Source organism: Stenotrophomonas koreensis (genome assembly GCF_001431525.1).
In the GTDB taxonomy this organism is placed as follows: Bacteria; Pseudomonadota; Gammaproteobacteria; order Xanthomonadales; family Xanthomonadaceae; genus Stenotrophomonas; species Stenotrophomonas koreensis.
The window spans coordinates 48,508-65,991 of record NZ_LDJH01000001.1 but is presented as its reverse complement, the minus strand read 5'-3'; the positions used below and the strand labels follow the sequence as shown (position 1 = coordinate 65,991).

Genomic DNA, 17,484 nt, shown 5'->3' with positions numbered 1-17,484 from the left:
GGGTGGGAGGGGCAGCGCGTTTGCCGCTGTGGATGCCGTTTTTCTGGTGGAAAGAAGGGGTTTCCCCGTTGGCGTATGTCTGCTGGCAGCGTCGGTACAATTGTTATTTTTTTGTATTTAATTGGGTAGGGGTTTGTTGTTTTTCACGTAGGAGAAACAACGAGTTTTTGATTTTGTGATGGCCGTGTTGTTTTTTTGGAAGGGAAAAATTCATTTCAAGTTCATGTAGCGAAATCGAAGCAAAACGAATGCATCCGCCTTTGGAAAGAACGCCGCTATATTCGCCAATCCCCAAGCAAAGGAGCACCGTTATGTCTCTTTCCACCTCCCATCTGACCAAAGCACGCCTGTTCAGTGTGGCGATGATTGCCGCCGTCAGCTTTTCCGGTTGCGCCTACAAAGAAGAGTTTGCAAGGGTGAATACGCGCCTGGACCAGATCGATGCGAAGGTGCAGGGCGCTGCACAGAGCGCTGATGCCGCCAACCAATCCGCACAGCGGGCCAACCAGCGCCTGGACCAGATTGAAGGGCGTGTGCAACAGCTGGAACGGGCACCGACCCGCACGCCGCGCGGCTGATCCATCTCATTTGCGCGTCAGGAAAAGTACACCCGGAATCGGTGGCTTTGCTGGCCACCGGTTCCTTTTGTCAGCCCGGTATTTGATCTGAAGGAATCGTCTTATTTTTACCTCTAGAAAATCTGCGATTCGGTCTTCCTGCAGCACCCTGGCGCTGGCGCTTGCCATGGCCATTGTGGGTTCGGCCCATGCCCGGGACGATGTCGAACAACCCCTGTATCCGGTTGACCAGTTGCCGCCCGAACAGGAAATATCCCAGACGCTGGTTGACCTGGCCGGTTGGGTGGTTGCATCCAAGGATAATCACGGTTATCCGTTTGCCGTCATCGACAAGGCTGCCGCACAGGTCCTGGTATTTGGTGGCGATGGACGCCTGCGAGGCGCGGCACCGGGTTTGTTCGGATCGGCAGTCGGTGATCACACTGCACCGGGCATAGCGGGGCTGGCATTGCGCGAAATTCCCGGCCGTGACCGTACCACGCCGGCCGGCCGCTTCATTGGTGGCTATGGGCCGTCAATTGATGCCGGGCGTGTGCTGTGGGTGGATTACGAATCGGCCGTTTCCATCCATCCGACTGCCACCGGAACCCCTGCCGAGCGGCGTACTGAGCGCCTTGCATCGCCAACGCCCGACGACAATCGCGTCACCCATGGCTGCATCAACGTCGAACCCGGCTTCTATGAGCAGGTTGTCCGTGCAACCTTCGAGCGTGGCGGTATTTTTTATATCCTGCCCGACAAGGATTCCATCGCCGATACCTTCCCGGATTTTGCCCAAAGCCAGATATCTGCCAGGGTAAATGAAAGCGATGAGCCGAGCGCAATCGCAGTTGAGCGGTAACCCGCGATGGTGGCGAGCGAGCTGATGGCCCCGGGTTGAACAGGCCTGTATTGCGAGGGCAGGCTGGTCAGAGGCAAGCCTGTTCTTTTGATAATGTTGTTCGGCTTGTAAGCCGTGGTGTGACCCGGATCGGAATGGCTCCAAGCGATCTGTTTCACTTACTCAGTTTCCAGCGCCGGCTGCGGCGAACAAGGTCAGGTTCACTCGGTGGGCCTGGCCTTTTGGTTGGGGGGGCAGGCTGAAGTGGGCACACACGAAGCCTCGGGTCCTGTCGTGGGCCATGGCCTGCAAGAAGGTGCTGCCCAAGGCGCGTTGTTGCTGGAGTGTGGCGCGGATGGTAGCCAGTTCTTCGTCGCTGCTCGCTTGGCACAGGGAATGCTGCCAGCAAGCGCCATGCGCGTCATTTGTTCCCCGTCGTCCTGATCGTCTTCCTGGTTCGCTGCGGCTGGTAATCCGCTGTTTCCCCCGTTCGATTGCCCGTGGGTTTTGATCTGCCGCCAGCAGTGTGAGAAAACACCCCTTGGCTGTGTCGGGGGATTCCAGCGTGATGGCAGGTACCAGGTGGTTTTGGGGGACGGTTTTGATGGTGGTTTTTCTGCCAGTGGTTGCCCATCCCGGCGGTTTGAACCGCGAGGGGTGTCACAACGATCGCAAGAATGGGGGGTATCACTGCCATCGCGGCGGTGGCGATGGCGGTGGTGGTTCATCCGGCGCGGCTTCGCTGCGCTCATCGTCACTGGGATTTGCACCGGCTGCCGCTGCTAGGGGGCGCAGTGGTGGGGTATTCCGGAACTGCGATGAAGCCCGTGCGGCGGGTGCGGCGCCGGTACGCAGGGGTGATCCGGGCTATGGCCAGCATCTGGATCGCGATAACGACGGTATTGGTTGCGAGCCTTATCGTGGGCGGCGCTGAGTGCTCCTGCTTTGTGTCGTATCGATGTAAAACACGGGCCAATCCAGGTTCACTTATCCGACCTTGGCCTTTTGTTTGCGTGGTCAATGGCCAGGCGGATACCGCTGAGGCGCAGGGTTCTGTCCTGGACCATGGCGTGGATGGTGGCCTGCAGTGCAGCCAAGGCAGTTGGCAGGAGTCGCTATCGATCAGGCCTGATCCTGCGGTTTCTCCCGGACGCCGGTTGCGATGCCAGTACCAAGTTCCGCCGGCATCGCTCCCTGCGTCCCCATTGACGGGCGGCGGCAATGCCATGGTCCGCTGTGATCCTGCGGAGGCCCGCAGCTGCATCGCCTGCGCAGTCACAGGATCTGCCGGAAGGTCAGGTTCACGCGTGGGCCCAGCGGGCGGTTGGACTTGGCGATGCCGTGCTTCCAGTAGCGCTGGGTGTCGCCCTTCATCAGCAGCAGGCTGCCCGATGGCAGTGGTACCTGCACCGGTGCCAGGGTGCTGATCCGCTTGTGCTTGAAGATCAGGTTTCTGGGTTCACCCAGGCTGAGCGAGGCAATCAGCGGCTGTTCTCCCAGCTCGGGCTCGTCGTCGCTGTGCATCCCCATGCTGTCGCGTCCGTTGCGGTAGTAGTTCAGCAGCACGCTGTTGAACACGTCGCCGCAGGCGGTTTCCACGGCGTGGCGCAGCGCTTGCAGCAGCGGCGTCCACGGCTGTGGCTCCAATGCCAGGCCGGAGTAGCGATAGCTGCGGCCCACATCGCCATGCCAGGCGATCAGGCGTGGCTGCAGGTAGCGTTTGCCCCAGAGTTCGATCTCCTCCTGCCGCCACGCAATCTGTTCGATCAGTTGCTGCAGCAGGGCCTCGGCCGGGCCGGGCAGTGCCAGCTGGCGGAGCAGCATTACCTCCGCATCGGGCAGGGGCAGGCGCTCGAAGGACTGGGCGGGGGCAAACAGGTCGTGGTTCACGGTGTACGCAGCAAGGGATGGGAAAACCGCGCCGGAAGTGTAGGTGTAAAAAGGGCCCAGGTTTCCTGGCGTTGGCCCATCAGGACAGCGCAGGTGCCGGCATGGGTTGTGTGGCCGTTGCGGCCAGTGCGGAGCATTGGCGTGTATGCCGGGGGGGGGCCGGGCTGGTCAGGCTGGCGGGTACTTCTGGCCTGGTGATTTTGCGACTGGGGCTACACCGGAGGCGGTGCGCCGTAAAGGCGACAAGCCGGCCTGCTGGCCGGCCTGTCGGGTTTGCCCAGCGAAGCACGGGCTCAGCGCACCACGCTGAACTCGATGCGGCGGTTCTGCGCCCTTCCTTCCTCGCTGCTGTTGTCCGCACGGGGCCTGTCCTGGCCATAGCCCTTGGCGCTGAGGATTCCGTTGGCAACCCCCAGCTCGCCCAGGCGGGCAGCCACCGCATCGGCGCGCTGCTGGCTCAGGGTCAGGTTGGCAGCGGCATCGCCGGTGTTGTCGGTATGCCCACCCACTTCGATCCGGGTCCCGGCTGCGGCCTGCTTGATCGCAGCGGCGGCCGCGGCCAGGGTTTCCTGGCTGTCGGCTGTGATCGTGGCCGAGCCGGTGTCGAAGTAGATGTTCATCAGGTTCAGCGCCCTGACCAGCTCATCGTCGCTGAAGCCGTGCTTCAAGCCCGCCAGTGCGGCCGTGGCACGGTCCCAAAGGCCGCTGATCGGGTAGCCACTGAACAGCCCGCGCAGCTCGTCGCTGAGTGCAAAGCGCTGGTCATCGCTGAGTCCGCTGCTGTCGATGCTGAGCCTGTTACCGTCCAATCCGAGCTTCAGGCCATCGCTCTTGAGCGCGGGCAGGGCGGTGATCAGCCTGTCGATCCAGCCGGCCGGCAGGGTGGCCGGATCCACGCCGATGTCCCCGCTGACATTGCCCTGGCCGAAGGTGGCCACCAGCGCGTCCCACAGCCGGGTCTTTTCGGTATCGCTGGCCAACTGCCCGCTGACGCTGACCTTGCCACCGGCAGTTTCCAGGGTAAAGCGTGGATTGGCCTGTACGGCCGGTGGCGCGGGCGGGGTGACGACGGCCGGCGTCGGTGGCGGGGCAACCACTGCGTCTTCCTTGTTGCAGCTGCGTACCAGCAACACCGCGGCGATGATCAGCAGCAGCGCGATCAGCCATTTCAGCCAGCCGATACCGCCGCTTTTGGCCACCGGTGGATAGCTGCGCAGTGGCGCCGGGTCATCGCCCATCAGCGCGGCGGCTGCGGCCGGTGGGCTGCCGGGAAGGTTGCCACCGCGGGTAAGCAGGCCCACCAGCTTGGGCAGCAGGGTGGCACCGGCGATGGTGACCGCCGCGTTGGGCACGCCCAGGCGCTGGGCGATGCGGGTCACCTGGTCATTGCCGATCACCGCGCTGAACTGGTCCGGTTGGAACACGTTGTCAGCGGCCGTGGCGTCGACCCAGGAGGCAAACAGGCCTTCCAGCTCGGCGGCGGCAAACCGGCGTTGCAGCCCCTGGAAGCCACCGCGGTCCTTGTCGAAGATCAGGCCGATCAGCAGGCCCACGAATGTCCTGGCTTTGTCACCAAGGCCAAAACGCTCGGCGGCCTCACGTATGAGTGCGTCGAACATGACTCCTCCGATGCGGCAGCACTGGCCAGAGCGGCGCGCTGGTACCCGGCTGCTGCTTGGGCGTCAGCAAAGCATTCCAGGCTGGCACCAGCGTTAAGTGGCGATGATGCGTCATTCACCTGGAAAACATGCGGCTGCGGTTCGCCGCAGCTGGATCAACGGCGCCATCGCCGGCAGCCTGTCCGCCAGACTGGATTACCCCCGGCTGGCGGCTGGCGGCTGGCGGCTGGCGGCGTCTGCCCGTGCCCACAACAGCAACACCGATGGCAACGGCGCCACCTGCAGTCGCCCTGGGGTGTGGCGCGGCGGGCCTTGAGGCCGGGGATCCTGCCGGCCCACGAAGCCAACCCACTGCCCCGGGCCTGGCGTTTTGGATACGCGTTGTAAACAATAGGCGTGCTATCAGCCATGGGCGCATCTAGTAGCGTAAGCACCGGCTGGTCCATCTGCTTTCCCCTTGCTGTCGGGAGCTGTCCATGACGATCCAGAATATCCTGTCTGACCTGGCGGCAAGCCGGCAGACGCGTGAGGCGCTGTACCAGGACTTCCATCGCCACCCCGAGCTGTCGCTGCAGGAATACCGCACCGCCGAGCGCATCGAAGCCGAGCTGCGGTCGTACGGGATCGAGGTGCTGCGCATCGGCAAGACCGGCGTGGTCGGGGTGATCAACAACGGCCCTGGCCCGGTGGTAGCCATGCGCGGCGACATCGATGCGCTGCCGATGGCCGAGCAGTCGGGCAAGGATTACGCCGCCACCGGGGTGACCCAGCTCGACGAGGCCACCGGCCAGCAGACCCCGGTGGCGCATACCTGCGGGCATGACGTGCATATCGTCTGCCTGCTCGGCGCGGCCAAGGCGCTGCAGGACCACCGCCAGGACTGGTCAGGCACCTTCCTGGCCGTCTTCCAGCCGGGGGAGGAAAACGCCGCCGGCGCCCAGGCGATGGTCGATGCCGGCATCGTCGACAAACTGCCCAAACCGGATGTTTACCTGGGCCAGCATGTGCTTGGCACGCTGCCCGGCGGCGCGGTCGGCATCCGCAGCGGCGCCTTGTTCTCGGCTGCGGCCTCGGTGGAAATCACCCTGTACGGCAAGGGCTCGCACGGTTCGATGCCCAACCTGGGGGTGGACCCGATCGTGCTCGGTGCGGCGATCGTGACCCGGCTGCAGACCATCGTCGCGCGCGAGGTCGCCCCGCGTGAGACCGCGGTGGTCACCGTCGGCAGTTTCCATGCCGGCAGCAAGTCCAACATCATTCCCGACTCGGCGGTGCTGCAGCTCAACACCCGCGCCTTCGACAAGGCGGTGGAGGCGCACCTGCACGAGGCGATCGAGCGCATCGTGCGGGCCGAATGCGAGGCCGCGCGCTCGCCGCGGCCACCGCAGTTCCGCTACTACGACCGCTACCCGCTGACCCACAACCACGCCGAACCCACCGCACGGGTGCGCGCGGCTTTTGATGCCTACTTCGGTGAGGACTCGGTCGAGATGGCACCGGTGCCGGCCTCGGAGGATTTTTCGATCATCCCCGATGCGTTCGGTTGCCCGTACAGCTACTGGGGCCTGGGCGGCTTTGCCGACTGGAAACAGGCGCCCGGCAACCATTCACCGTTCTTTGCCCCGGACCTGCAGCCGACGCTGGACCGCGGGGTGGAGGCGATCATCGTCGCAGCCTCCCCCTGGCTGATTGGAGGTGTGCAATGAACGCCCGCAAGCCATCCCCGGCCCGCCCGGCCAGTGCCGGCTTCACCGGCAATGATTCGGCCCTGCTGGGCATCGTGCTGGCGGTGGTCACTTTCTGGCTGTTTGCCCAGACCACGATGAACATCGGCCCGCTGATGGCCACCGATGTCGGCATGCCGATGCCGGTGATGAACATTGCCATTTCGATCTCGGCGTTGTTCTCGGGCATGTTCATCGTCGTGCTCGGTGGCCTGGGTGACCGCTTTGGCCGGGTCCGCATCGTGCTGCTGGGCAACCTGCTCAACATCGTCGGTTCGCTGCTGATCGCCTTTGCCGTCGATGCGGCGGCCACCCCGATGATCCTGCTCGGCCGTGTGCTGCAGGGCCTGGCGGCCGGTTCGATCATGCCCTCGACGATGGCGCTGCTGAAGGTCTACTGGGATGGCAAGCAGCGCCAGCGGGCGGTGTCGATGTGGTCGATCGGCTCGTGGGGTGGCTCCGGGCTGACCGCGATCTTCGGCGGTTTCATGGCCTCCACCATGCTGGGCTGGCGCTCGATCTTCATCCTGTGCGCGCTGGTTTCGGTGGCCTCGATCGCGCTGATGCGGCAGATCCCCGAATCGGCTCCGCTGGCTGGCCGCGGTGGCAGGACCGACTGGACGGGTATCGTGTCGATGGCCGTTGGCCTGGCCGCGCTACTGATCGTGGTCACCCAGGGCTCCAGCCTGGGCTGGGGCAACCTGCTCACCTGGGGCCTGCTGGCGCTGTTCCTGCTTGCCTTCGGGGTGTTCGTCAACACCGAGCTGCACTCGTCCAATCCGCTGGTGGACTTCAAGCTGTTCAAGAACAGCGTGTTCACCGGCGCGACCATCTCCAACTTCCTGATCAACGGCACCGCCGGCGCGCTGACCGTATCGCTGTGGGTGCTGCAGGGCGCGGCCGGGATGTCGGCGGCCACTGCCGGCTACCTCACGGTGGGCTATGCGGTGTTCATCATCGCCTTCATCCGCGTCGGTGAAAAACTGCTGCAGCGCTTCGGCCCGCGCAAGCCGATGCTGTGGGGCACGCTGATCGTACTGCTCTCGATCGGGCTGCTGATGGCCACCCACACCCTGCAGTGGCAGTACACGGTGCTGGCGGTGGTGGCCTATTCGCTGTTCGGCCTGGGCCTGGCCTTCTATGCCACCCCGTCCACCGATGCGGCGCTGACCAACCTGCCCGATGACCAGGCCGGTTCGGGCTCGGGCATCTACAAGATGGCCTCCTCGCTGGGCGCGGCGTTCGGTGTGGCGGCCTCGGCGGCGATCTTTACCGCGCTGTCCGAATCCGGGCTGCAGGTGATCGGCACGGTGATCGAGTTCACCGGCCGCCAGGACAACGTGGCCGTCCGCGAGGCCGGCATGGTCGGGCTGGCGTTCAATGCGCTGATGGCGATCGCCGCGCTGGTCTCGATCAGCATCTTCATCCCGCGCCAGGGCAAACGCGGCTAGCGCCGCACAGCGGGGCCGGCCGCGGTGCCCGCGCGATGACACCCGGCCGTCATCGGCACACCCCAACGGCCGGCGCCGCTTGCTGAACGTGCCCGGCGCAGGGATCGGCCCGGGCAGGTACACTGCAGGTCACTTGTCTGACCTGCGAGCCCCATTGTGGCCAAACCCAATTACTCCTTCGAAAAGCGCCAGCGTGAGCTGGCCGCCAAGAAAAAGAAGGACGAGAAGCTCGCCCGCAAGCAGGCGACACGCGAACAGGGGCGGGCCGTGCCGGCCACCGAGGATGCCCAGGAGGGCTGAACCTGCCTGTTGGCTCCGGGGCCCTGGAGGCTCCACCTGCACAAGCCGGCCTGCGCCGGCTTGTCTGTTTTGGCCGGAAGCAGGCTGCTTGCCGCTGGTTCGGCCCGCCCGGCCGTGCGCCCGAGGGGTGCTGATCAACCGCTGCCCGAGCGCCTGCGCTGCAGGAGCCGGCGGGAGCGGCGGTGTTGCCGGCCGGCTGGCTCATTCGGCCCATTCCGGGTCAGCGGTGAACAGGATGGTCAGCCAGCGGTCCGGGCCCTCATCGCCGATCAACTCGCCGACCTCCTCGCGCAGCGCATCCCATTGCGCGATCGTGCGCGGCGGCGAGTCGGCCGGGACGATGAAAAACAGTTCCACCTCCTTCGAGCGCCCGACCTGGGCGACATAGGCGCGGTGGTACAGAAAGCCGTGCTTGTTGACGAACTCTCTGGCCACCTTGTCGACATGCGCCTTGAGCTCGGGCGGGGTGATCAGCAGGATCTCGCCCAATGCCTTGCGTACCACCTTCACCGGCAGCGGCAGGATCACCAGGCAGACCACCGCCAGCACTGCCGGGTCGATGTACGGGGTGAGCCACTGCCAGCGCGTGCCCTGCAGCGCATCGCCGACGATGAAGGCCAGCAGCAGCGCGCTGGTGATGCAGGCCGACATCACCCAGCCCTGCACGTCCAGGCGTACGAAGTCGGAGCGGATCTTGCGGTTGGCGCGCGCTTCGACCACCGCCACCACCAGGCAGATGGCCAGGGTCACTGCGGCATAGCTCATCGCCCAGCCGAACTGCAGCTCACGCCCGCCCGCCAGCAGGCTGCCGACGGCGGTCACCAGCGCATACAGCGCCGCGCTGATCAGCAAGGTGCCGTTGAGGCCCAGGATCAGCGGCTCCAGGTGCCAGAAGCCCATCGAGAAGCGTTCGCGCAGCTTGCGTGACAGCCCCTTGGAATGGGCATAGGCGGTGATCAGGTTGACCGCCATCAACGACAGCAGGCTCATGCCGGCATCAATCAGCGAATACACCCCGTCAAACACGATCGAGAACGAGCCCGAATACAACCCGAACCCGATCCCGAGCACGGCGATCAGCGAGGTGGCGGCAATCGAGGTGCGCAGCACCCCGCGCTCATCGGTGAGGTCAAACAGCTGCGATATCGGTGTCATGCCCAGGTCCATCCTCAAGCGGGTGATCCCCGCGCGGCCGGCAGCAGGGCGCTGCGGTGCGGGAAACGCTACAGCATCGCCGAAAACCGGCCCGCCGGTACGCGGCGGCTGGTTCATCCGGTGGCACTGCCCGCAGCAGGCGGCGGCCGGGCGCGGCAGGCATAATCAGCGGCTTTGTTGCCGGAGGTAGTGCCGATGCGCTGGATCGTATTGTTGGCCGCTTGGTTGCTGGCGGGGCCGGCGCTGGCCCAGGGCGTCACTGCGCTGCAGTTGCAGCCCGGCGACCTGTTGTTTGTCACTGCCAGCCAGAACGGCCTGAGCGGGGCGATTGACGATGCCACCGCCCGCGCCGGCCAGGTCAGTTACGACCATGTCGCCCTGGTGGCCGGCAGCGGTGAACAGGCCCAGGTGCTGCATGCCGACCAGCTCGGCTCGCGCGAGCAGCCGCTGGCGGTGTTCCTGCGCGAGGCGGGGGAGAAGCAGCGCCAGGTCGATGCCTACCGCCTGCGCGATGCCGACCCGCAGGTGATTGCCGATGGCCTGGACCAGGCCCGGCGCCTGCTCGGCAAGCCGTACAACGCCACCTATGTGCCGGACGAGGACAGCCTGTACTGCTCGGATTTCATCGAGCGTGCCTTCCGTGCACACGGCATTTTTGCGCTGCAGCCGATGAACTTCCGCAACCCGCGCACCGGCGTGATAGCTGACTGGTGGGTGCAGTTCTACGCCGGCCACGGCATGGACGTGCCGCAGGATGTGCCCGGCAGCAACCCCAACGACATGGCGCGCGATCCGGACCTGCAGCCGCTGGGGCAGGTGCTGCACTGAGCCGGCCGCCGGCGCTGCCGGGGCACTGGCCATCAGGCGTCGGCAGCCAGGCCGCGGCCGGGTTCCCGCCTCGCAGGACCGCCCAGGCCGCCCGGGCTGGCAGCCGGCGCTTACACTGTGCGGCGTGATGCCGCCGGTTGCGGCGCTTTTGCCTATTGCCATGTCTTTTGAATCCCTGGGCCTGTGCCCGCCGTTGCTTGCCGCCCTCCACGCTGCCGGCATTACCGAACCCACCCCGGTGCAGGCGCAGGTGCTGCCGGCCGGGCTGGCCGGGCGCGATATCCAGGCGCAGGCACCGACCGGTTCGGGCAAGACCCTGGCCTATGTGCTGCCGCTGCTGCAGCAGCTGATCGGCGATGGCCAGCGCGGCTCGCGCACCGTGCGCCAGCTGGTGCTGGTGCCCACGCGCGAGCTGGCCGAGCAGGTCGCCGGAGTGTTCACCGAGTACGGCCGTGGCCTGCCGCGTCCACCGAAGGTGGTGGTGGCCATCGGCGGGGTGTCGATCAACCCGCAGATGCTGGCCCTGCGCGGCGGTGCCGATGTACTGGTGGCCACGCCCGGCCGTCTGCTCGACCTGCTCGACCACAACGCCTTGCTGCTCGACGGGGTGCATGCGCTGGTGCTGGACGAGGCCGACCGTCTGCTTGACCTGGGCTTCGGCGAGCAGATGCAGCAGCTGCTGCGGCTGTTGCCGCGCAGCCGCCAGACCCTGCTGTTCTCGGCCACCTTCCCCGAGGACACCAGTGCGCTGGCCCGTGCCAGCCTGCGCGAGCCGTTGCAGGTCCAGCTCGATGCCCCGGGCCAGGCGCCGGCGATCGTGCAGCGGGTGATCTGCGTGGACGAGCACCGGCGCAACCCGCTGTTGCAGCACCTGACCCGCCAGGAGGGCTGGGAACAGGTGCTGGTGTTTGTCGCCAGCCAGCGCAGCAGCGAGAACCTGGCGCAGAAACTGGCCAAGGCCGGCTTCCAGGCCGAGGCCCTGCACGGGGACCTGGGGCAGGGCCGGCGCGCGCGGGTGCTGCAGGGGTTTGCCGAGGGCCGGGTGAAGTGGCTGGTGGCCACCGATGTCGCCGCGCGCGGCATCGACATTGCCGGCCTGCCGCTGGTGATCAATTACGACCTGCCGCGCAGCACCGACGATTACCTGCACCGGATTGGCCGCAGCGGCCGCGCCGGTACCCAGGGGATGGCGATCAGCCTGCTCACCGAGGCCAACCAGGCGCACCTGCGCCTGATCGAAAAGCGCCACCGGCTGCAGCTGCCGCGCGAGGTGGTGGCCGGTTTCGAGCCGCAGGCCACAGCGCCCACCGCCGCCGGCACGCCAGCGGCCGGCGCTGACAACGGTGGCATCAAGGGCAAGCGTCCCAGCAAGAAGGACCGGCTGCGTGCGGCGCAGGCCGCCGGGCAATAAGCCCGGCGCGTCAGTCCAGCCAGAAATCACAGACGGTGACCCACTCCCCGGGAGCAAAGCCGGGGTAGTGGCGCTGCAGCGTGGCCAGCAGGCCGGCGCGCGTGCGGCAGGCCGGGTCATGCTCGAAGGCCAGCTCGGCATCACTGAGCTGGTCAAACCGGCACAGCCGGGTCTGCAGCGGCAGCGCGGCCGAGAGCTGGCCATCGGCCAGCTGCAGGCGCACCCGCATCACCCCGAGCCAGCGGGTGCCGCGGCGCACGCTGGTATTGCGGCCGGCAGCAAACACCGGCTCGGCAAAGCCCAGTATCGGTAGCGCGCTGGCGTTGGCATCGGTGGCAACCATGGTTTTTCCCTGGGTGGCGGCGCGGCGTTGCTGCCGCTGGGCCGACAACGGCCGTCGGCTCAGGGCACGATGGCCGTCCATTGCGGCGTGGCGAATTTCTGCTCGACCAGCGCCTGCGCCCTGTCCAGTTCGTGCGCCAGCAGCTGCCCGGGTTGCAGCCGGTATTGGCCGGCGAAGGTGGCGATCATCCGTTCGATCACCTGCGCCCGGCTCAGCCCGGTCTGGCTGCGCAGCGGGTCCACCCGCTTGCCGGCACTGGTGGTGCCCTTGTCGGAGAGCTTCTCGCGGCCGATGCGCAGCACATCGAGCATCTTGTCGGCATCGATGTCGTAGGCCATGGTCACATGGTGCAGCACTGCCTTGCCGCGGCGGGCCTGGGCGGCACCGGCAATCTTGCCGGCCGGCGAGGTGATGTCGTTCAGGGGCTGGTAGCTGGCGGCGATGCCCAGCTCGCCCAGCGCCTGGATCACCCAGCTGTCCATCAAGGCGTAGGACTGCTGGAAATCCAGCCCGGCCACCATCGCCTCCGGGGCGTAGATCGAATAGGTGATGGTGTTGCCCGGCTCGATGAACATCGCGCCGCCGCCGCTGATCCGCCGCACCACCTCGATCCCGTGGCGTTGCGCCGCGGCCATGTCCACCTCGTTGCGCAGTGACTGGAAGCGGCCCATCACCACCGCCGGGCTGGCCCATTCCCAGACCCGCAGGGTCGGCCCGCGGCGGCCGGCGGCCACCTCGTCGGTCAGGACCTCGTCCAGGGCCATGTGCAGCGCCGGCGATTGCGCCGGCAGATGGATCAGCTGCCAGGCGTGCCCGGCAAAGCGCTCGCCGTTCATGCCGCCGGCTCCGTGCTGGCCAGCGCCCGCCGTACGGCCACCGCCACGCCTTCGGCGGTGATGCCATACAGCTGCACCCGGGGCGGCAAGGCGGCGGTGATGGCCGCGCTGATCGCCTGCTCGCTGCTGTTGGCCGCCAGGCCTTCCAGTGCCTGGTTGATCTGCTCCAGGGCCGTGTCCGGCTCGATGAAGAAATCACCACTGACCTGCACCTGGGCAAGCCGGCCCTCGTTGACGGCCAGATCGACCACCACCAGCTTGCCGCCAGGCACCTTGTATTCACCGTGCATCGGTCCACTCCTTCACTGCGCAGGTGCGCATGGTCGCGCCGATCGCCCGGGCAGGCAATGCAGCCATGCCGGTACAGCCCCTACAATGCGGCTCCCCAAGGAGTCCGGCCGATGTCTGCACCTGCGTTATCCCCGATTGGCAAAGCCTTTGTTGTCGCCGCTTTTCTGGAGGCGATCACCTGGGCCGGGCTGCTGGTCGGGATGTTCTTCAAGTACCAGACCGCGTCGGTGGACCTGGGCCTGAGCCTGGTGTCGCTGTTCGGCCGCGCGCACGGGCTGGCCTTCCTGGTCTATGTCGTGGTCACGGTGATGACCGGGGTGCGCCAGCGCTGGCCGCTGTGGGCGTTGCTGCTCGGCGTGCTGGCAGCGGTGCCGCCGCTGGTGACGGTGCCGCTGGAAATCTGGTTCCGCCGCATCGGCCTGCTCAGCCCGCGGGGCTGACTGTCGCTGCCCTATTGTTCGCGCGGGTGTGGCCGGTGGCTGCCAGCGCCGGCTGCAGGGCCAGTGGCCTGGCCGTCGGTGTGGACAGGCCAGCGGGCAGTGCGCTTCAGCTGATGGCCACCTGGCTCCAGCCGCCGCTGTTGCGGTCGTAGGTGTAGTCGCAGTTGTTGAGGATGTAACGCACCGCATCGACACCGATCTCGCGGCGGGCGCGCGCCGAAGCGTCGGCGGCAATCGCCGCGGCCGGGCGCATCGGGTCGTCGGCCACCGCTTGGCGGATCGCCGCGGTCGGCGTGAGCCGGCGCTCGTCAGGCCACTCGCTCAGTACCAGGTAACGGGCCGGAGTGACCCGCATCTGGTTGCGGCGCTGGGCCAGCGCAAAGAACAGTTCCGGGTCTTCCACCCAGCCCACATCCAGCCCGGCCTGGCCCAGTACCCGGATCACCTCGCTGACATGCAGCCCTTCGCCGCTGCGTTTGAGCTGGGCCTGCAGCGCGTCGACATACGGGCCGAGCGAGCCCACCGGTACCGGCAGGTCGCGGTCGATCAGCCCCCACACCGCCTTGCCCAGCCGCACCAGCGGATCACGCGGCTGGATCTGGAAGGTGGCGGCCAGCCCACGGCGCTCGCGCAGGGCATTCTTGAGTTCTTCGGTGCTCAACGGCCGGCCCATTTCCTGCAGCAGCTCGACGATGAAGTCGCGGATCATGATCCGCCCGCCCAGGGCGCCGTCGGCTGGTTCCCAGACGCCTTTCTTCAGGTCGATCAGGCGGGTGCCGTGCAGGCGCAGGCAGGCGCCGAGCAGGTAGGGGTCCAGTTCGCCCTCGAACAGGCCTTCATCGCGTACCGCGCGGCAGATTTCCTCGGTACTCCACTGCCGGGCCACCGGGGCACTGAGCACCAGTGATTCGGCCGCTTCGACCAGTGCCTCGATCTGCTCGTCGCTGTAGGGCAGGTGGCGGCGCAGGCCGTAATGGCCGCGCGCCATCAGCACCCCGACATCGGGCAGGGCATTGGTGATGGACATGTCCGAGATCTCGCGCTGGGTCAGCGCACGCACCAGCTGCACCACCTGGTCGCGGTGCAGCGGCTCGTTGGCCTCGAACAGCACCACCTTGACCAGTTCCTTGGCCCCCTGGCCCATCGCCACGATCCGCAACTGGCCATCGGGCCCGGTCGCGGTCTGCGCCTGGTCGCCGCCGGCCGCCTGCCACAGCAGTGGCCGGAACGCGGCATGGCGTTCTTCCAGCAGGTGGCCGACCTGTTCCTGGGCCTGGTTGAGCAGGCAGTCTTCGTGGCTGAGCTTGAGCAGCAGGCTGCGCGCCTGCTGCACGCAATGCTGCCAATGGGCCAGCGGGAACGGCACCAGGATCGACTGGCCTTCGTGCTCGATGGTGTCGATCTCCCCCTCGGCCAGCGCCCGCAGCAGCTTTTCAAACCAGGGCTGCTGGGTGTTGTGCTGGTCAAACCAGGGGTCGCGCTGGTGCAGCTGCGGCAACGCCAGCAGCGGCTGGTCCGAGCGGATCAGCGCGCGCAGGCGGCGCAGCAGGTGGGCGCTGGCGGGTAACTCCCGCAGGGTCTTCAGCGCGCGCTGTTCGAGCTGGCGGATGCGCTCGCGGCTGACTTCGGGCACCCGCAGCTGGGCAATCTGTTCCAGTGTCCGCGGTTGGCCATCAATGCCCAGCCGTGCATGCAGGATGTCGCGATCATGCTCGCCCAGGCGTGCCCAGGCCTGCTCCAGGTAATGGTTCAGATCGGCCGGCTGCGCTTCGGCCGCGGCCGGAGCCAGGCCGGTGGGCAGCGGGTGCTTGCGCGGGCGGCCGCGGCGTCTTTGTACCGGCAGCGGGGCCGGCCCGCTGCCGCTGCCCACCGGGTGGGGCAGGTCGGCGCGGAACAGATGCGGGGCGCCGTCCACCAGGCCGACCTGCGGCCACCAGCCGCTCGGGCGCACATGCAGGGCCGCGGCGGTCAGGTAGATGCCTGGCGGCAGGCCGTGAAGCAAGGCTTGCACGGCGTCGTCGGCCAAAGCATCAAAGCCCGCATCCAGCAGCACATGACGCGCCCCTTCGGCGTAGGCTGCCTCCAGGGCAGCCTGCCAATCATCAGGCTGTGCGGCTTGACGGTTGGCCACATGGCCACCAGCAAACAGCGAATGGACGTACGCGCTCAACACCGGCATCCGGGCGTTCCTCTATGCGGAAAGGCGGGGCCCAACAGCGTGCTGTGCTCTTGCCGCCACAACCGGCAAAGTACAGCGGGCAGGCTCTAGTGTTCGCCCATTGTCAAGGAAATGTCCAGTAACCGGCCCGATTTCGCTGCAGTGCACCTCGCATTGCGGCGGTGGAGGGAGTACAAGGGGCCAGACTTCCAAGCGTAGGAGGTGGGTGATGGGCCGTAATGCAATGCGAAGTTCGTCCGGGCTGGCGCGGTTGCTGGCCCTGGCAGTTGCCAGTGCTGGTCTGGCCGGTTGTGCAATGAGTGAACGAGGCCCCGACAGCAACGGCTTCGTGCAGCAGGTACGCAGTGTGCTGGGCGAGCAGACGCAGCGCGAAGTGCCGGTCTCACAACTGGTGGATGCCCGCTGGGAGCAGCTGTGCATGCACCGCGATGGATCGCTGACGCTGAACCTGATCGAGCTGGATCAACGCCATGTGCTGCGGGTGCCGTTTGGCCAGCTGACCGTCAGCGACAGCATGTCGCCCGATTCGCTGGACGGGCAGTGCCTGCAACGTGATGAGATGGTGCGCCTGCGTCGGCATGGCAATGGAATGGACGCGCCGATCGTGTTCGAGCGTGCGTCGGTGGTCAATCCGGCCGTGACCGCGCTGGCCCAGCAGTAATCCGCGCCGCGCTGCAGCGGTTCGGGAACCCGGGGTCGGCGTGGGTGGCAAACGCCACGCTGACCCTTGTTTTTCAAGCGTTTGATGCGTAATCGGCGGCCCGGCGCCAGAGCAGGCCGGCTGCCGGGTGCTGGCTGGGCTCTGCGGCATGCGACCTGCGGTTGCGCGCTGGCCACGCGGGACAAGCACAACGGATGCCTGCGCGCAGCGCTGAGCCCGGTGCGGGTATCGGCGCCATGCACGGCGCGCTGGCGCTGGCCAGACAAGAAGGCGTGGTTGTTGAAAGTGTGATGGTGTATACACTTTTTCGACGCAGGCACATCCAGGGGGGATGTGATGACACGTTGGATGGCAAGGTGGGGCGCGGCCGGCATCGCGCTGGGGTTGATTGCAGGCTGCAGGCCGGAAACGTTGGCGCGCGCGCCGGTGCCGGCGCGCGTTCCCGGCCCGGTGGCGCCGGCCCTGCTCGGGCTGGAACTGGGAGCGGGCAAGGCCTTGCCTTTCTGTACCGCAGACGGTCCAGCGCGGCCCTGTCTGCTGCGCGCTGAAGACAGCCCTGCCGATGCGGGCCTGTACACGCTGCAACAGCTGCCCGGCAGAGCGGTCGGCGGCCTGCATGCCGATGCGGTGGCCTTGCAGCTGGCCGATGGCCTGGAAAGTGTCAGTGTGCAGTTTGAAGGCGCCGACGCGCTGCAGGCGCTGCCGCAGCTGCTCGAGCAGCAGTGCGGGCCGGCCGGTTTTGACAGCCGGATGGAGCTGGAGGGCGGTGGCCATCTGCGCTCGATGAGCTGGCAGTGCCCGGATGCGGTGGTCCAGCTCAATGCGTTGGATCACCCGGGCCAGGCGCAGGGCGCACTGAGCCTGACCACCGCACGTGGCCAGGCCTGGTTTGATGGCGCAGCTCCGCTGCCCGGGACCGCCATCGCTCTGGAGTAATGGCCCTGGCCGTTGTCCGGAC

Annotated in this window: 18 protein-coding genes; 11 read left to right on the top strand and 7 right to left on the bottom strand. The window is 66.8% G+C overall.

Annotated features, from left to right (window positions below):
• Positions 1–311 precede the first annotated feature (311 nt).
• From ABB25_RS00305 to ABB25_RS14990, 3 genes are all read left to right on the top strand, one after another.
• A complete protein-coding gene (locus ABB25_RS00305; protein ID WP_057662023.1) occupies positions 312–578 on the top strand; it encodes a hypothetical protein in 267 nt (88 codons plus the stop codon).
• Between the two features lie 148 nt (positions 579–726).
• Entirely contained in the window at positions 727–1,419 is a 693-nt protein-coding gene (locus tag ABB25_RS00300; protein WP_338062022.1) for a hypothetical protein, read from the top strand.
• Positions 1,420–1,966: 547 nt separating this feature from the next.
• Positions 1,967–2,332 (top strand): excalibur calcium-binding domain-containing protein, encoded by a 366-nt coding sequence (locus tag ABB25_RS14990; protein ID WP_152980842.1) that lies wholly within the window; start codon positions 1,967–1,969, stop codon positions 2,330–2,332.
• 341 nt (positions 2,333–2,673) lie between these two features.
• Here the strand turns inward: ABB25_RS14990 and ABB25_RS00295 are convergent, their stop codons facing one another.
• Together ABB25_RS00295 and ABB25_RS00290 are read right to left on the bottom strand one after the other, a co-directional pair.
• Entirely contained in the window at positions 2,674–3,288 is a 615-nt protein-coding gene (locus ABB25_RS00295) for an alpha-ketoglutarate-dependent dioxygenase AlkB family protein (protein WP_244477715.1), read from the bottom strand.
• A 293-nt stretch (positions 3,289–3,581) separates the two neighbouring features.
• Positions 3,582–4,907: an OmpA family protein gene (locus ABB25_RS00290; protein ID WP_057662017.1), complete on the bottom strand. Its 1,326-nt coding sequence runs from the start codon at positions 4,905–4,907 to the stop codon at positions 3,582–3,584.
• A gap of 476 nt (positions 4,908–5,383) precedes the next feature.
• Here ABB25_RS00290 and ABB25_RS00280 point away from each other — a divergent pair, with 476 nt between their 5' ends.
• The 3 genes from ABB25_RS00280 (at position 5,384) to ABB25_RS14810 (ending at position 8,382) form a co-directional block, all read left to right on the top strand.
• Positions 5,384–6,613: an amidohydrolase gene (locus tag ABB25_RS00280; RefSeq protein ID WP_057662010.1), complete on the top strand. Its 1,230-nt coding sequence runs from the start codon at positions 5,384–5,386 to the stop codon at positions 6,611–6,613.
• Positions 6,610–8,082, top strand: a complete 1,473-nt coding sequence (locus ABB25_RS00275) for an MFS transporter (protein ID WP_057662004.1) — start codon at positions 6,610–6,612, stop codon at positions 8,080–8,082. The genes ABB25_RS00280 and ABB25_RS00275 overlap by 4 nt, the downstream gene beginning before the upstream one ends.
• A 156-nt stretch (positions 8,083–8,238) precedes the next feature.
• Positions 8,239–8,382, top strand: a complete 144-nt coding sequence (locus ABB25_RS14810; RefSeq protein WP_169787794.1) for a hypothetical protein — start codon at positions 8,239–8,241, stop codon at positions 8,380–8,382.
• Positions 8,383–8,583: 201 nt separating this feature from the next.
• On the opposite strand, the gene ABB25_RS00270 is transcribed toward ABB25_RS14810, so the two are convergent.
• Positions 8,584–9,537: a cation diffusion facilitator family transporter gene (locus ABB25_RS00270; RefSeq protein ID WP_057662037.1), complete on the bottom strand. Its 954-nt coding sequence runs from the start codon at positions 9,535–9,537 to the stop codon at positions 8,584–8,586.
• Positions 9,538–9,732: 195 nt separating this feature from the next.
• Between ABB25_RS00270 and ABB25_RS00265 the strand changes: the two genes are divergently transcribed.
• Positions 9,733–10,365, top strand: coding sequence for a YiiX/YebB-like N1pC/P60 family cysteine hydrolase (locus tag ABB25_RS00265; protein ID WP_083488018.1), 633 nt, complete (start codon positions 9,733–9,735; stop codon positions 10,363–10,365).
• Between the two features lie 160 nt (positions 10,366–10,525).
• Complete coding sequence (locus ABB25_RS00260) at positions 10,526–11,776, top strand: DEAD/DEAH box helicase (RefSeq protein WP_057661999.1); 1,251 nt, start codon at positions 10,526–10,528, stop codon at positions 11,774–11,776.
• Between the two features lie 10 nt (positions 11,777–11,786).
• On the opposite strand, the gene ABB25_RS00255 is transcribed toward ABB25_RS00260, so the two are convergent.
• Genes ABB25_RS00255 through lplB form a run of 3 tightly spaced genes read right to left on the bottom strand, consistent with a single transcriptional unit; the run spans position 11,787 to position 13,245 of the window.
• On the bottom strand, positions 11,787–12,119 hold the full coding sequence (locus ABB25_RS00255) for an ASCH domain-containing protein (RefSeq protein ID WP_152980840.1): 333 nt from the start codon (positions 12,117–12,119) through the stop codon (positions 11,787–11,789).
• Positions 12,120–12,178: 59 nt separating this feature from the next.
• Positions 12,179–12,955 (bottom strand): lipoate--protein ligase family protein, encoded by a 777-nt coding sequence (locus ABB25_RS00250; RefSeq protein ID WP_057661992.1) that lies wholly within the window; start codon positions 12,953–12,955, stop codon positions 12,179–12,181.
• Positions 12,952–13,245, bottom strand: coding sequence for a lipoate-protein ligase small subunit (gene lplB, locus ABB25_RS00245; RefSeq protein WP_057661989.1), 294 nt, complete (start codon positions 13,243–13,245; stop codon positions 12,952–12,954). The genes ABB25_RS00250 and lplB overlap by 4 nt, the downstream gene beginning before the upstream one ends.
• Before the next feature lie 111 nt (positions 13,246–13,356).
• Between lplB and ABB25_RS00240 the strand changes: the two genes are divergently transcribed.
• The gene (locus tag ABB25_RS00240; RefSeq protein WP_057661987.1) at positions 13,357–13,686 is read left to right on the top strand and encodes a DUF3817 domain-containing protein; all 330 of its coding nucleotides are present in this window, start codon (positions 13,357–13,359) and stop codon (positions 13,684–13,686) included.
• 106 nt (positions 13,687–13,792) lie between these two features.
• On the opposite strand, the gene ABB25_RS00235 is transcribed toward ABB25_RS00240, so the two are convergent.
• Positions 13,793–15,856 (bottom strand): sigma factor-like helix-turn-helix DNA-binding protein, encoded by a 2,064-nt coding sequence (locus ABB25_RS00235; protein ID WP_160319379.1) that lies wholly within the window; start codon positions 15,854–15,856, stop codon positions 13,793–13,795.
• Positions 15,857–16,160: 304 nt separating this feature from the next.
• Here ABB25_RS00235 and ABB25_RS00230 point away from each other — a divergent pair, with 304 nt between their 5' ends.
• Positions 16,161–16,526, top strand: coding sequence for a hypothetical protein (locus ABB25_RS00230; RefSeq protein ID WP_057661981.1), 366 nt, complete (start codon positions 16,161–16,163; stop codon positions 16,524–16,526).
• 336 nt (positions 16,527–16,862) lie between these two features.
• Complete coding sequence (locus ABB25_RS00225) at positions 16,863–17,462, top strand: hypothetical protein (protein WP_152980839.1); 600 nt, start codon at positions 16,863–16,865, stop codon at positions 17,460–17,462.
• Positions 17,463–17,484: the final 22 nt, after the last annotated feature.

Coding starts and splice junctions, on each gene's coding strand:
- ABB25_RS00305 (WP_057662023.1), top strand. CDS start 312: ATGTCTCTTTCCACCTCCCATCTGACCAAAGCACGCCTGTTCAGTGTG.
- ABB25_RS14990 (WP_152980842.1), top strand. CDS start 1,967: ATGGCAGGTACCAGGTGGTTTTGGGGGACGGTTTTGATGGTGGTTTTT.
- ABB25_RS00290 (WP_057662017.1), bottom strand. CDS start 4,907: ATGTTCGACGCACTCATACGTGAGGCCGCCGAGCGTTTTGGCCTTGGT.
- ABB25_RS00280 (WP_057662010.1), top strand. CDS start 5,384: ATGACGATCCAGAATATCCTGTCTGACCTGGCGGCAAGCCGGCAGACG.
- ABB25_RS00275 (WP_057662004.1), top strand. CDS start 6,610: ATGAACGCCCGCAAGCCATCCCCGGCCCGCCCGGCCAGTGCCGGCTTC.
- ABB25_RS00270 (WP_057662037.1), bottom strand. CDS start 9,537: ATGACACCGATATCGCAGCTGTTTGACCTCACCGATGAGCGCGGGGTG.
- ABB25_RS00265 (WP_083488018.1), top strand. CDS start 9,733: ATGCGCTGGATCGTATTGTTGGCCGCTTGGTTGCTGGCGGGGCCGGCG.
- ABB25_RS00260 (WP_057661999.1), top strand. CDS start 10,526: ATGTCTTTTGAATCCCTGGGCCTGTGCCCGCCGTTGCTTGCCGCCCTC.
- ABB25_RS00255 (WP_152980840.1), bottom strand. CDS start 12,119: ATGGTTGCCACCGATGCCAACGCCAGCGCGCTACCGATACTGGGCTTT.
- ABB25_RS00250 (WP_057661992.1), bottom strand. CDS start 12,955: ATGAACGGCGAGCGCTTTGCCGGGCACGCCTGGCAGCTGATCCATCTG.
- lplB (WP_057661989.1), bottom strand. CDS start 13,245: ATGCACGGTGAATACAAGGTGCCTGGCGGCAAGCTGGTGGTGGTCGAT.
- ABB25_RS00240 (WP_057661987.1), top strand. CDS start 13,357: ATGTCTGCACCTGCGTTATCCCCGATTGGCAAAGCCTTTGTTGTCGCC.
- ABB25_RS00230 (WP_057661981.1), top strand. CDS start 16,161: ATGAGTGAACGAGGCCCCGACAGCAACGGCTTCGTGCAGCAGGTACGC.
- ABB25_RS00225 (WP_152980839.1), top strand. CDS start 16,863: ATGACACGTTGGATGGCAAGGTGGGGCGCGGCCGGCATCGCGCTGGGG.